This is a genomic window from Rhizobium sp. 16-488-2b, assembly GCF_017741815.1.
In the GTDB taxonomy this organism is placed as follows: domain Bacteria; phylum Pseudomonadota; class Alphaproteobacteria; order Rhizobiales; family Rhizobiaceae; genus Rhizobium.
On sequence record NZ_JAGHMF010000026.1, the window covers coordinates 58,036 to 70,461 of the forward strand.

Below are 12,426 nucleotides of genomic sequence, written 5' to 3' on the forward strand. Positions count from 1 at the left end.
CATGGCGTTCAGCTTCATCAAAAAGGTCTTCACCTTCGGCCCCGACAAGACGGCGGAAGAGCAGGCGCCGGATACGGTCGAGACCAAGGCCCCCGAGGTCGCGGTCGAGCCGGTCGCGGAAGTGCCGGTTGCCGAGGTGACGGTGCCGGTGCCATCGGCGCCGGTGGAAGACTTGCCTGTTGCCGCCGATCCGGTGTTGCCGGAGGAGGTGGAGACGGCCGGTGGGCCTTCGGCCGATGGCGAAGGTGTTGGCGAGGACGAGGTTTCCGAGGATCTGCCGACGGCGCTTACGACTGATGATGTCGGGTTGGTGCCGTTGTCCTTGCTGGAGGCTGAGGCGGAGGCGGAGCCTGTTGCTGAGGCGGAAGACGTTGGCTCAGTGGGTGCGGTACCCCCCTCTGTCCTGCCGGACATCTCCCCCACAGGTGGGGAGATCGACTCGCCGGAAGCTTCCGACCAGACCTCTGATGTCGAGGAGAGTGGCAAGGCCGAGCCATCAACCGACGAAACGGTCGAGAATGAAGCGAGCGAGCAAGCCCAGCCAATCTCCCCCCCTGTGGGGGAGATGCCCGGCAGGGCAGAGGGGGGTATCACGCCCTCCGAGCCAGCGTCTATCGACTCCACCGAACCAACTCCGACCGACACCGACACCCCGATCCTCCCCAAGGGCTTCTCCACCGCCACGGCGACCCCCGAACCCGTCACCATCGTCCCCCCGGCCAAGCTCAACTGGTTCCAGCGTCTGCGCGCCGGCCTCGCGCGCACCTCGTCGCAGCTGACCGGCCAGATCTCGGCGCTCTCCACCAAGCGCAAGCTCGACGACGACACGCTGCAGGATCTTGAAGACCTCTTGATCCAGGCCGATCTCGGCGTCGAGACGGCCCTGCGCGTCACCGATACGCTGGCGTCGGAGCGCTACGGCAAGGATGTGTCGGGCGAGGATGTGAGCCGCATCATGGCGGCCGAGATCACCAAGGTGTTGAAGCCGGTGGCCAAGCCGCTGCAGCTCGATCTCAGCCACAAGCCGCATGTCATTCTGGTCGTCGGCGTCAACGGCACCGGCAAGACCACCACCATCGGCAAGCTGGCCGCCAAGCTTTCCGGCGCCGGGCTGAAGGTGATGGTGGCTGCCGGCGATACGTTCCGCGCGGCGGCGATCGAGCAGCTGAAGATCTGGGCCGACCGCACCAAATCGGAATTCATCGGCACCAAGCTCGGCGCCGATGCGGCGGGGCTTGCCTATGATGCCTTCGAGCAGGCGAAGCAGAAGAAATGCGACGTGCTGATCATCGACACAGCCGGCCGCCTGCAGAACAAGACGGAGCTGATGGCCGAGCTCGAGAAGATCGTGCGCGTGCTTGGAAAACTCGATCCGGACGCGCCGCACACCGTGCTGCAGACGCTCGACGCGACCACCGGCCAGAATGCGCTGAGCCAGGTCGAGATCTTCCGCAACGTCGCCGGCGTCAACGGCCTGATCATGACCAAGCTCGACGGCACGGCGCGCGGCGGCATCCTCGTCGCCATCTCCGCCAAGCACAAGCTGCCGGTCTACTTCATCGGCGTCGGCGAAGGCGTGGACGATCTGGAGCCCTTCGAGGCCGAGGATTTCGCCCATGCGATCGCAGGCCTCGGCGACGCGCGGGGCTGATCAAATCGCCGCCATTGCCGCCGATCACGATTGATGCCACAGATATGCCCGCAAGGGCGCGCAAGCGTCCGGGATAGAGACTGACGATAAGAACTGACGACAAAGACTGATTAGGGAACGGATTAGGGACCTCATGACGACCGAGAGCGATATCACCCCGTCGGCGACAGACAAGCATCACCCGATGCTCAAGCTGGCGCTGGAGCTCGGGCCGTTGCTGATCTTCTTCTTCGCCAACCTGCGCGGTCCCTGGCTGGTGGAGAAATTCCCGGCTCTCGCCTCGCTCGGCGGCCCGCTCTTCGTCGCGACCGCGCTGTTCATGGCGGCGACGGTGATCTCGCTCGTCATCTCGAAGGTCGTGCTGCGACACCTGCCGATCATGCCCTTCGTCTCGGGCATCGTCGTTTTGATCTTCGGCTCGCTGTCGATCTATCTGCAGGACGAGACCTTCATCAAGATGAAGCCGACGATCATCAACTCGCTGTTCGGCCTCACGCTGCTCGGCGGGCTGCTGTTCGGCAAGTCGTTGCTCGGCTATGTCTTCAACGCCGCCTTCCAGCTCGATGCCGAGGGATGGCGCAAGCTGACCGTCCGCTGGGGCGTGTTCTTTCTGTTCCTGGCCGTGCTCAACGAAGTCGTCTGGCGCAACTTCTCCGACGACACCTGGGTCGCCTTCAAGGTCTGGGGCACCATGCCGATCACCATCCTGTTCACGCTGGCGCAGATGCCGCTGATCATGAAGCACACGATCGCGCCCGAGGGCGAGGCCGGCCAGTGACGGCGCTGCAGGCGACTGACAGGGACAGGCACCAGACCTACTGGTTCATCGCCTGCCTTGGGGTGCTCATCGCGCAGATCGTCGCCGAGTATCTGATGGGGCGCACGCCGATCTGCACCTGCGGCTACGTCAAGCTGTGGGAGGGCACCGTCAATTCCAGCGGCAACTCGCAGCACATGTCGGACTGGTACACGCCGTCCCACATCATCCACGGCTTCCTGTTCTACGGCCTGGCGCATCTGGTGCTGCGCGGCAAGCCGATCGCGATGAAGCTGCTTCTGGCGCTGGTGATCGAATCCGGCTGGGAGCTGCTGGAGAACTCGCCGATCATCATCGACCGCTATCGCACGGCGACGATCTCGCTCGATTATTACGGCGACAGCATTCTGAACTCGGCGATGGACACGGTGTTCATGGTGCTCGGCTTCTTCTTCGCCTGGCGCGCGCCGGTCTGGCTAACTGTTACGATCGCCATCTTCTTCGAGATCTTCACCGGCTACATGATCCGGGACAACCTGACGCTCAACGTGCTGATGCTGGTCTGGCCGCTGGAGGCGGTGAAGACATGGCAGGGCGGGGCCTAGAGCTACAAACTCCAGGCCCACACCTCTAATTCACATCCTTAGAACGTCGCCGTCTTCGGGTCCGGGCCCATGCGCGCCGAGCTGCTGTCGAGCTTGGCGATCTCGGCCATGTCATCGCCATCGAGCTTGAAGTCGAAAACCTGGAAGTTCTCGACGATACGCGACGGCGTTACCGATTTCGGGATGACGACGAGGCCGCTATCCATGTGCCAGCGGATGATCACCTGCGCCGGCGTCTTGCCGTGCTTCTGAGCGATCTTGGCAAGAACTGGGTGGGCGATCAGCTTGCCCTGGCCGAGCGGGCTCCAGGACTGTGTGGCGATGTTGAGCTTCTTGTGCGCTTCCTGCGCCGCCTTCTGCTGGAAGTCCGGATGCAGCTCGATCTGGTTGATGACGGGCACGACGCCGGTCTCGGCAATCAGTCGTTCGATATGTTCAGGGTAGAAATTCGAGACGCCGATCGACTTCGCCCGGCCCTCTTCGCGCAGCTTGATGAAGGCTTTCCAGGTATCGACATAGGCGTCGCGGTTCGGCGCCGGCCAGTGAATGAGGTAGAGGTCGACATAATCGGTGCCGAGGCGCTTCAGGCTCTTGTCGAAGGCCTTCAGCGTCGTGTCGTAGCCCTGGTCGGCGTTCCACAGCTTGGTCGTCAGGAAGACGTCCTTGCGGTCGATACCCGACGAGCGGATACCCTCGCCGACGCCCTCTTCGTTTTCATAGACGGCGGCCGTATCGACATGGCGATAGCCGGCTTCGATGGCCGCGCGCACCGCGGGTGCCGCCATATCGTTGGGCGTCTGCCAGACGCCGAGGCCGACCTGGGGAATGGAATGTCCGTCGTGAAACGTAATGATGGATTGCTGTGCCACAATAAATCTCCGCGAAAGCGATGAATGGAACGGGGCGTGGTTGAACGGCGGCTATCCCGCCATTTCCCGAAACGCCTTTCAGCCCGGGCGTCGGTCGGATTGCATATAGGTCAGGCGGCCCGCGATATCACCCCTGCTCTCTTATTCCGGGATTACAAAACCCTGACGACGGTGCCCTTGCGCAAGTAAGGCAGGATGCGCTTCATGTCGCGCGGGTGAATGGCGATACAGCCCTCTGTCGGCTTGTAGCCGGGGCGGATGAGGTGGAAGAAGATCGCCGAGCCGCGATTGCGGGCGCGTGAGCTGATGTTCCAGTCCATGACGAGGCAGACGTCATAGAGCCCGTCGTCGCGCTTCATCTTTTCGTGACTTTTGCTGAACGGCGCCTTGACCAGCCTGTTGTAGTTGGCGTCATCAGGCTGATCGCACCAGAGCATGTCCTCGCGGATAAGGCGAATCGGTAGCCGCGTTCGCAAACCGGAGGTTTTTTCGCCGCGAACGAAACCCGAAATCAGCCGCATTTCGGCGATCGGAGTGGCCCCATCACCCTCACGCTTGCGTGTGGTGCGCCCCGAACGACCAACCGCTGCGGGCACCACGACTGTGCCGAATTGTAGCAAAGCCCGGCTTTTCTGCCCCGGTGCGGGTCTAACCGTGATGATCGTTGGTTGTATAGACGGTTTCCGCCTTGTTTTTTCCATGTTTCTCACATGTTTTTGCAATTGCCGGGGCAATGATTGAAATCATATAGCACCATATACGACAACAGCTTGGTATCCTGATCTTTGCCAACATCCTCAAGTTGGCGTAGGAGTAAGGGGACCAGATGGCGAGGGACATAGCCGCATGACAGCACGCACCATTTTGTTGGTGGATGATGACGACGACCTCCGCGAAACCCTCACGGAGCAGCTCTCGCTCTATGACGAGTTCACGGTTCTCCAGGAATCCACGGCTGCCAAGGGTGTCGAACGCGCCCGCGCGACGGCCATCGATCTCCTGATCATGGATGTGGGCCTTCCCGACATGGATGGACGCGAGGCTGTGAAGCTTCTGCGCAAGGGCGGCCTCAAGGCGCCGATCATCATGCTGACGGGCCATGACACCGATTCAGATACGATTCTCGGCCTCGAGGCCGGCGCCAACGACTATGTGACGAAGCCCTTCCGCTTCGCGGTTCTGCTTGCACGCATCCGCGTGCAGCTGCGCCAGCACGAGCAGAGCGAGGACGCCACCTTCAGCGTCGGGCCTTATGTCTTCAAGCCGAGCCAGAAGCTTCTGACCACTGAAAACGGCCAGAAGATCCGCCTCACCGAAAAGGAAGCGGCGATCATCCGCTATCTCTACCGCGCCGAACAGAAGGTCGTCACCCGCGACGTACTGCTCGAGGAGGTCTGGGGCTACAATTCCGGCGTCACCACCCACACGCTCGAAACCCACGTCTACCGCCTGCGCCAGAAGATCGAGCGCGATCCGTCGAACGCCGAAATCCTGGTCACGGAAAACGGCGGCTACAAGATCGTCCCGTAATCATGGCGCTGAATGACGATATCCAGCTGCTTGCGCAGCTTCCGCTCTTCAACGGAATGTCGGAGGATCAGCTGAGGCTGATCGCCTTCGGCGCGGATCGGCGCGTGATCTCGAACGGGCAGATGCTTTTTCGCGAAAGCTCTCCCGCCGACAGCGCCTACGTCATCGTCAGCGGCAGTGTCGAACTGAGCCACACCGGACGCGACAACAAGCCTGAGGTTCAGGCGGTTGTCGGGTCCGGCACGCTTCTGTCGGAGCTTGCGCTGGTCACGCTCGTCGAGCGCAAGTTCACGGCGATCGCCCGCGAGGACACGGCGATCATCCGCATCACCCGCGCGCTGTTTCACCGGCTGATCGAGGAATATCCGGATGCGGCTTTGCTGATCCAGCAGCGCATCCGCGACAATATCGCGGCATTGGCGGCCAAGGCCGCCGCCGAGCTTCACCGCTTCGCCTGAGGCGCCTGCCTAAGCTAATCAGAGATCGAAATGCGCCGTCACCGGCACGTGGTCGGACGGCCGGTCCCAGCCGCGCGCCTCTTTCAGAATCTCGATGCGCTGCAGATGCGGCCCGAGATCGCGCGACGACCAGATATGGTCGAGACGCCGGCCCCGATCCGCCGCTTCCCAATCCTTGGCGCGGTAGCTCCACCACGTATAGAGCTTCTGCGTATCCGGCACGTTCTGGCGCATCAGATCGAGCCACTGGCCGCGCTTCATCACCTCAAGCAGGCCCTCGGTCTCCACAGGCGTGTGGCTGACGATCTTCAAAAGCTGCTTGTGCGACCAGACGTCGTGCTCCATCGGCGCGATGTTGAGATCGCCCACCAGGATCGCCGAGGTATTGGCCTCACCGTCGGCCTTCAAGAGCTTCATCTCCTCGATGAAATCGAGCTTGTGGCCGAACTTCGGATTGATCGCCCGATCCGGCTCGTCGCCACCGGCGGGCACATAGAAATTATGGATGCGGATACGCTTGCCGCCGCGCTCGAACACCGCCGAAATGTGCCGGGCATCGCCGACCTTGCAGTAATCGGTGCTGTGATCCTCGACCAGCGGAAACCGCGAGGCGATCGCCACCCCGTGATAGCCCTTCTGGCCATGGATGATCACATGCTCGTAGCCCATCGCCTTCAAGGGCGCCAACGGGAACAGCTCGTTCGGCACCTTGGTTTCCTGCAGGCAGATGATATCGGGGCGATGCTTGAGGAAGAGCTGCTCGACGATCGGCATGCGCAGCCGGACCGAATTGATGTTCCAGGTGGTGATCGAGAAGCCCATTGCGCTGCCTTTTCCAATTCTGTTGGAAGGGCTTTAGAGCAAAGGCTGCGTGGATGGAACGGATGGGGCTGAAGAAAATGGTTCCTCCCTGCCCCGTCACCAAACATCAATCGCGATAGGCAGCCGTTCCCGGGATGACCTCGTAAGGCACCTTGAACACCTTGTCGTCGAACTGCACGCCGGTCTTGACGTTGAACACCATGACGGAGGTGTCCTTGCCCTGGTTGTCGGTGATCGTCCACTGGCGCAGATCATAGGTCTTCGGGTCGAACATCATGGTGATGGTTGAGTTGCCAAAAACGGTGTTGTTGCCGAGCGCGATGGTCGTCAGGTCGGACTCTTCCTTGACGCTCTTCACCGAGCCGGCCGACAGGTCGATCTTCTGTGCCAGAAGCAGGCTGAGCGGCGTCTTCGACAGCGGGTAGAGATCCCAGGTCTTCAGCTTCATGTTGCCGATCGCCACGTTCTTGCCATCGGCGATCACGCGGATCGGCGAAGGGTCGTCGTAGTTGAAGCGCAGCTTGCCCGGGCGCTGGATGAAGAATTTGCCGCCGGTCTGCTCGCCCTTGGGGCCGAACTGCACGAACTCGCCCTGCATCGTGGCGACCGAGGAGAAGTGGTCGGCGATCGCCTGCGCGGCGTTGCTGTTGGACGCAGCCGCGGCCGCCTGAGCGAAGACGTTGAGCGGCAGCGCGGTGGACGCAGCCGCGACAGCAAGCGCGCCCAGCATGTGGCGCCGTGTCAGCGTGAGGCGGTCCAGGAATGTGTCGGAGTGGTTCATGAAAGTCTCCTTTATGCAGTCTGCATGCTGCCGAAACGCGGCGTCTTCATGGCGTCCTAGCACGACCGGCCAAAGGTAACGTTTTCGCGCCGATCAGGTTTCCGTGAAGCTTAGGTCCATGCGAAGTAAATCGCGCTGAAACTGCCGGAATCAAGGGCGCGCACGCCCTTACCGGTCGAGAATATCGCCTTCGGTGGGAACCAGGATCTCGCGCTTGCCGGCATGGTTGGCCGGGCCGATGATGCCCTCCTGCTCCATCCGCTCGATCAGCGACGCCGCGCGGTTGTAGCCGATGCCGAGACGGCGCTGGACGTAGGAGGTCGAGGCCTTTCCGTCGCGGAGGACGATGGCAACGGCCTGATCGTAAGGATCATCGCTATCGGCGAGATTGCCGGTGCCGGAGGGTCCGCCGCCGTAATCGCCGTCCTCGTCGTCATCGGCGGTGATGGCATCGAGATATTGCGGCGCGCCCTGCGTCTTCAGGTAGGCGACGATGTCTTCCACCTCGCCATCGGCCACGAACGGGCCGTGGACGCGCTGGATGCGGCCGCCACCTGCCATGTAGAGCATGTCACCCATGCCAAGCAGCTGTTCGGCGCCCTGCTCGCCCAGAATGGTGCGGCTGTCGATCTTCGACGTCACCTGGAAGGAGATGCGGGTCGGGAAGTTGGCCTTGATCGTGCCGGTGATCACGTCGACCGAGGGACGCTGCGTTGCCATGATCACATGGATGCCGGCGGCGCGCGCCATCTGCGCCAGGCGCTGCACGGCGCCTTCGATATCCTTGCCGGCGACCATCATCAGGTCGGCCATTTCGTCGATGATGACGACGATATAGGGCAGCGGCTTCAGATCGAACTCTTCCGTCTCGTACATCGCCTCGCCGGTTTCCCGGTCGAAGCCCGTCTGCACGGTGCGCGAGATCGCCTCGCCCTTGGCGAGCGCCTGCTCGACGCGGGAATTGAAGCCGTCGATGTTGCGCACGCCGATCTTCGACATCTTCTTGTAGCGCTCTTCCATCTCGCGCACCGTCCACTTCAGCGCCACGACGGCCTTCTTCGGATCGGTAACGACGGGCGAGAGCAGATGCGGAATACCGTCATAGACGGAGAGTTCGAGCATCTTCGGGTCGATCATGATCAGTCGGCACTGCTCCGGCGTCATGCGGTAGAGCAGCGACAGGATCATGGTGTTGATGGCGACCGATTTGCCCGAGCCGGTGGTGCCGGCGACGAGCAGATGCGGCATCTTGGCGAGGTCGGCGATCACGGCTTCGCCGCCGATCGTCTTGCCGAGCGCCATGGCGAGCTTGGCCTTGGAGGTCTCGAAATCTCTGGAGGCGATCATCTCGCGCAGGTAGACGGTCTCGCGGATATTGTTCGGCAGCTCGATGCCGATGGCGTTGCGGCCCGGCACGACGGCGACGCGGGCGGCGATCGCGCTCATCGAGCGGGCGATATCGTCGGCAAGGCCGATGACGCGCGACGACTTGATGCCGGGAGCCGGCTCCAGTTCGTAAAGCGTGACGACGGGGCCGGGGCGGACATGGATGATCTCACCCTTGACGCCGAAATCCTCGAGCACGCCTTCGAGCATGCGGGCATTCTGCTCCAGCGCGTCGGCAGACAGCGTCGAATCGCGCACGACGGCCTTGGGTTCGGCAAGCAGGTGCATCGACGGCAGCTGGAAGCCTTCGGGACGGATGAAGGAGCCCTGCTGCTCGCGCTCGATACGGGCGCCGAGCTTGGGCCGGGCGGCGGCCTGCTGCACGCGCGGCTCGGCGCGGCCGCCGGGCTGCTTGGCGGGCGCGCGCATCATCCAGCCATTGTCGTCCTCGTCATCGGGCAGGATATCGGCCGGGCGCGGCGGCATGTCGCCGTCATAGCCCATATCGTCGTCATCATCGTCGTTGAGCGAGATCGACGGCGCAGACACCACGCGGCGCGGCGAACCGGCCCGGGGCGCGATCGACGGATCCATCGAGGGATCCATGCGCTCGCCGCGTTGGGGCGCCTTGGCGCGCACCGGCTCGTTGAGCTTGCCGAACTCGTCATCGTTGAAATCGTAAGGCGCGTCGTAATCATCAAGCTTGCGCTTGCGCGGGCCCATGCCGAGCATGCGGCGCATGCGGGCCTGGCTCATGTACCAGGCATGCGTCAGCGCGCCGAAGGCAAGCCAGCCGCCCTCGTCGTCTTCGTCGTCCTCATCGCCCACCGAGCGCAGCTTGGAACGGCTGGCGGCGTAGTTTTCTTCTTCCTCTTCCGCCTCTTCCTCCTCGGTGCGGCCGACGATGCCGGCGGCAAAAAGCATCATCCACACGCAGGGGACGGCGAAGATGCAGCCGACGGCGGTAGCAAAGGTGCCGGTCGGATAGGCGCCGACGAACAGCGCCGGGAAGCGCAGGATCATGTCGCCGATGACGCCGCCGATGCCGTTGGGGATCGGCCAGGTGAGCGGCGGCGGAAAGCAGCCGAGAACGGCCGAGGAGAGAACGGAGCCGAGGCCCCAAGCGGCGGCGCGCGCCGGAATGCGGGTGAAGCGGCGGCCGGAGATCAATGCCAGCGCCCAGGCGACGACGGGCAGCAGCGCAACGACACTGGCAAGGCCGAGAAACTGCATCAGGATATCGGCGAACGCGGCACCGCTATAGCCGAGCACATTGGTGGGCTCGTTGCCGGTGGCGTAGGAATAGCTCGGATCGGCGACGTTCCAGGTTGCCAATGCCGCGACGGCCAGTGCCAGCGCAATGAAGATTGCAAACCCAAAAAGGGTCTGCGCCTGCCGGAAAATGAACCCCGAAAGGGAGAAACGGTTCGGCCGGCCATCCATTGCTGGCGATGTGCTTCTTGCCATGTGTTGTACCCGTCCAATGCCTGATGCGTGCGAATCGCCAATGCGCTTCGCGCCCAATGCGTCCGCTCCACCTAACCAAAGGACGGTTAAAGCGATGTTAACCATGCGGGGTCTGACTCATACATCGGAAAATAAAAAGGCCCGAACCTTTGAAAGGTCCGGGCCAAAGGCGGCTCGAGTGTTGATCAAGCCGCGACGGGCTGTTCAGCGGCGCCTGTTTTCAGGCGCCGCAAGCCTTGATTAGGAGTGGTAAGCAGCTTCGCCGTGCGTTGCGAGGTCCAGGCCTTCGCGCTCGGCTTCGACGGGAACGCGCAGGCCGACGATGACGTCGACGATCTTGTAGAGGATCGCCGAGCCGATGCCGCACCATACGATGGTGATGGCGATCGCGGTGATCTGCGTCATGACCTGGCCGCCCATGGTAACGCCTTCGGCATAGCCGACACCGCCGAGCGATGCGCTGGCGAAGATGCCGGTGAAGATCGCGCCGAACATACCACCGATGCCGTGAACGCCGAAGACGTCAGCGGTATCGTCGTAGCCGAACTTGTTCTTCACCACGGAGACGAAGAAGTAGCACAGCGGCGAAACGATCAGACCCATGATGATCGCGCCCATCGGGCCGACGATGCCGGCAGCCGGCGTGATGGCGACCAGACCGGCAACCATACCGGAAGCGCCACCGAGCATGGAGGCTTTGCCGCGGGTAAGCGTTTCAACGACAGCCCACGAAACGACGGCGGCAGCCGTGGCGACGAAGGTGTTGACGGTGGCGAGCATCGCGCCGCCCGAAGCTTCCAGGTTGGAGCCGGCGTTGAAGCCGAACCAGCCGAACCAGAGCATCGAGGCACCGACCATGGTCAGCGTCATCGAGTGCGGCGCCATCATGTCCTTGCCGAAGCCGATGCGCTTGCCGACCATGATCGCACCAACCAGACCGGCAACGCCGGCGTTGATGTGAACGACGGTACCGCCTGCGAAGTCGAGCGCGCCCATCTTGAAGAGCAGGCCGTTTGCGTCCCAGACCATGTGAGCGATCGGGAAGTAGACGAAGGTGGCCCACAGTGCGCAGAAGAGCACCACGGCCGAGAACTTGATGCGCTCGGCAAACGCGCCGACGATCAGAGCAGGCGTGATGGCCGAGAAGGTCATCTGGAACATCGCGAAGATGAACTCAGGAATGACGACGCCCTGCGAGAAGGTCGCAGCGGTCGAATCCTTGGTAACGCCGGCGAGGAACATCTTCGCCGTTCCGCCCCAGTAGGCGCTCTCGGAGCCGCCGAAGGCGAAGGAGTAACCGTAGATGACCCAGATGAGCATCATGACGGCGGCAACCATCGTGCACTGCATCAGAACCGACAGCATGTTCTTGGCGCGAACGAGACCGCCGTAGAACAGCGCCAGGCCCGGCAGGATCATGAACAGCACGAGAAGTGTGGAGATGAACATGAAGGCGGTGTCGCCCTTGTCCGCAACCGGAGCGGCAGCAGCGGCCGTCGTGGCGGCATCCTGCGCGAAGGCGACGACCGGCGCGAGAAGCGCTGCGGACGCAGTGGCAAGGCGCGCCAGAGTGGGAGAAAACTTCGAAATTGACATAGAGAAAAGCTCCTTGGCTCTACCGTTACTTACAGCGCTTCTGCGTCGGTTTCGCCGGTACGGATGCGCACGGCATGGTCGATCGAGTAAACGAAGATCTTGCCGTCGCCGATCTGGCCGGTCTTGGCCGACGAGGCGATGGCTTCGACAGCCTTGTCGACGATCTCCGTTGCGACGGCGATCTCGATCTTGAGCTTCGGCAGGAAGCTGACCGCGTATTCGGTGCCGCGATAGATTTCGGTATGTCCCTTCTGGCGCCCGTAACCCTTCACTTCGGTCACGGTCAGGCCCTGAATGCCGATCGCCGTGAGGGCTTCGCGCACCTCATCCAGCTTGAACGGCTTGATAATGGCCATCACAATTTTCATCTGGTTTCCCATCCTTCGTTACCCTCGGCACGGAGCCGACTCTCCTTGCCACTGCCGTTTGCGACCAGCGACCGACCTCTTACATTCAAGGGCCGTGCCAGATTCGAAACGATTTGTTAAGGTATTGAAAAATAAG

12 protein-coding genes are annotated in these 12,426 nt (G+C 62.4%); 5 read left to right on the plus strand and 7 right to left on the minus strand.

Annotated features, from left to right (window positions below; all coding sequences use genetic code 11):
* Position 1: 1 nt before the first annotated feature.
* From ftsY to J5286_RS20715, 3 genes are all read left to right on the plus strand, one after another.
* On the plus strand, positions 2-1,651 hold the full coding sequence (gene ftsY, locus J5286_RS20705; RefSeq protein WP_209215380.1) for a signal recognition particle-docking protein FtsY: 1,650 nt from the start codon (positions 2-4) through the stop codon (positions 1,649-1,651).
* A gap of 133 nt (positions 1,652-1,784) precedes the next feature.
* Positions 1,785-2,429 carry a septation protein A gene (locus J5286_RS20710; protein WP_209191930.1) on the plus strand — a complete coding sequence of 215 codons (645 nt, stop codon included), beginning with the start codon at positions 1,785-1,787 and terminating at the stop codon, positions 2,427-2,429.
* Positions 2,426-3,013, plus strand: a complete 588-nt coding sequence (locus J5286_RS20715; RefSeq protein WP_209191931.1) for a DUF2585 domain-containing protein — start codon at positions 2,426-2,428, stop codon at positions 3,011-3,013. The genes J5286_RS20710 and J5286_RS20715 overlap by 4 nt, the downstream gene beginning before the upstream one ends.
* 38 nt (positions 3,014-3,051) lie before the next feature.
* Here the strand turns inward: J5286_RS20715 and J5286_RS20720 are convergent, their stop codons facing one another.
* Both J5286_RS20720 and J5286_RS20725 read right to left on the minus strand, forming a co-directional pair.
* Positions 3,052-3,882 carry an aldo/keto reductase gene (locus J5286_RS20720; protein ID WP_209191932.1) on the minus strand — a complete coding sequence of 277 codons (831 nt, stop codon included), beginning with the start codon at positions 3,880-3,882 and terminating at the stop codon, positions 3,052-3,054.
* A gap of 152 nt (positions 3,883-4,034) precedes the next feature.
* Positions 4,035-4,583: a L,D-transpeptidase family protein gene (locus tag J5286_RS20725; RefSeq protein ID WP_245206402.1), complete on the minus strand. Its 549-nt coding sequence runs from the start codon at positions 4,581-4,583 to the stop codon at positions 4,035-4,037.
* 145 nt (positions 4,584-4,728) lie between these two features.
* Between J5286_RS20725 and J5286_RS20730 the strand changes: the two genes are divergently transcribed.
* Both J5286_RS20730 and J5286_RS20735 read left to right on the plus strand, forming a co-directional pair.
* The gene (locus J5286_RS20730; RefSeq protein ID WP_018901915.1) at positions 4,729-5,412 is read left to right on the plus strand and encodes a response regulator transcription factor; all 684 of its coding nucleotides are present in this window, start codon (positions 4,729-4,731) and stop codon (positions 5,410-5,412) included.
* Positions 5,413-5,414: 2 nt separating this feature from the next.
* On the plus strand, positions 5,415-5,870 hold the full coding sequence (locus tag J5286_RS20735) for a cyclic nucleotide-binding domain-containing protein (RefSeq protein WP_018901914.1): 456 nt from the start codon (positions 5,415-5,417) through the stop codon (positions 5,868-5,870).
* Positions 5,871-5,888: 18 nt separating this feature from the next.
* Here J5286_RS20735 and J5286_RS20740 read toward each other — a convergent pair whose 3' ends face one another.
* The 5 genes from J5286_RS20740 to J5286_RS20760 form a co-directional block, all read right to left on the minus strand.
* Positions 5,889-6,692 carry an exodeoxyribonuclease III gene (locus J5286_RS20740; protein WP_047508808.1) on the minus strand — a complete coding sequence of 268 codons (804 nt, stop codon included), beginning with the start codon at positions 6,690-6,692 and terminating at the stop codon, positions 5,889-5,891.
* A 106-nt stretch (positions 6,693-6,798) separates the two neighbouring features.
* Entirely contained in the window at positions 6,799-7,473 is a 675-nt protein-coding gene (locus tag J5286_RS20745) for an outer membrane lipoprotein carrier protein LolA (RefSeq protein ID WP_209191933.1), read from the minus strand.
* A gap of 168 nt (positions 7,474-7,641) precedes the next feature.
* Complete coding sequence (locus J5286_RS20750; protein WP_209191934.1) at positions 7,642-10,326, minus strand: FtsK/SpoIIIE family DNA translocase; 2,685 nt, start codon at positions 10,324-10,326, stop codon at positions 7,642-7,644.
* A 240-nt stretch (positions 10,327-10,566) separates the two neighbouring features.
* Positions 10,567-11,922: an ammonium transporter gene (locus J5286_RS20755; protein WP_209191935.1), complete on the minus strand. Its 1,356-nt coding sequence runs from the start codon at positions 11,920-11,922 to the stop codon at positions 10,567-10,569.
* 29 nt (positions 11,923-11,951) lie between these two features.
* On the minus strand, positions 11,952-12,302 hold the full coding sequence (locus tag J5286_RS20760) for a P-II family nitrogen regulator (protein WP_018901903.1): 351 nt from the start codon (positions 12,300-12,302) through the stop codon (positions 11,952-11,954).
* Positions 12,303-12,426 lie beyond the last annotated feature (124 nt).

Excerpts from the sequence above, each read along its gene's own strand:
- J5286_RS20730 (WP_018901915.1), top strand. The coding sequence starts at position 4,729 with ATGACAGCACGCACCATTTTGTTGGTGGATGATGACGACGACCTCCGC.
- J5286_RS20735 (WP_018901914.1), top strand. The coding sequence starts at position 5,415 with ATGGCGCTGAATGACGATATCCAGCTGCTTGCGCAGCTTCCGCTCTTC.
- J5286_RS20760 (WP_018901903.1), bottom strand. The coding sequence starts at position 12,302 with ATGGGAAACCAGATGAAAATTGTGATGGCCATTATCAAGCCGTTCAAG.
- J5286_RS20710 (WP_209191930.1), top strand. The coding sequence starts at position 1,785 with ATGACGACCGAGAGCGATATCACCCCGTCGGCGACAGACAAGCATCAC.
- ftsY (WP_209215380.1), top strand. The coding sequence starts at position 2 with ATGGCGTTCAGCTTCATCAAAAAGGTCTTCACCTTCGGCCCCGACAAG.
- J5286_RS20755 (WP_209191935.1), bottom strand. The coding sequence starts at position 11,922 with ATGTCAATTTCGAAGTTTTCTCCCACTCTGGCGCGCCTTGCCACTGCG.
- J5286_RS20745 (WP_209191933.1), bottom strand. The coding sequence starts at position 7,473 with ATGAACCACTCCGACACATTCCTGGACCGCCTCACGCTGACACGGCGC.
- J5286_RS20750 (WP_209191934.1), bottom strand. The coding sequence starts at position 10,326 with ATGGCAAGAAGCACATCGCCAGCAATGGATGGCCGGCCGAACCGTTTC.
- J5286_RS20725 (WP_245206402.1), bottom strand. The coding sequence starts at position 4,583 with ATGGAAAAAACAAGGCGGAAACCGTCTATACAACCAACGATCATCACG.
- J5286_RS20740 (WP_047508808.1), bottom strand. The coding sequence starts at position 6,692 with ATGGGCTTCTCGATCACCACCTGGAACATCAATTCGGTCCGGCTGCGC.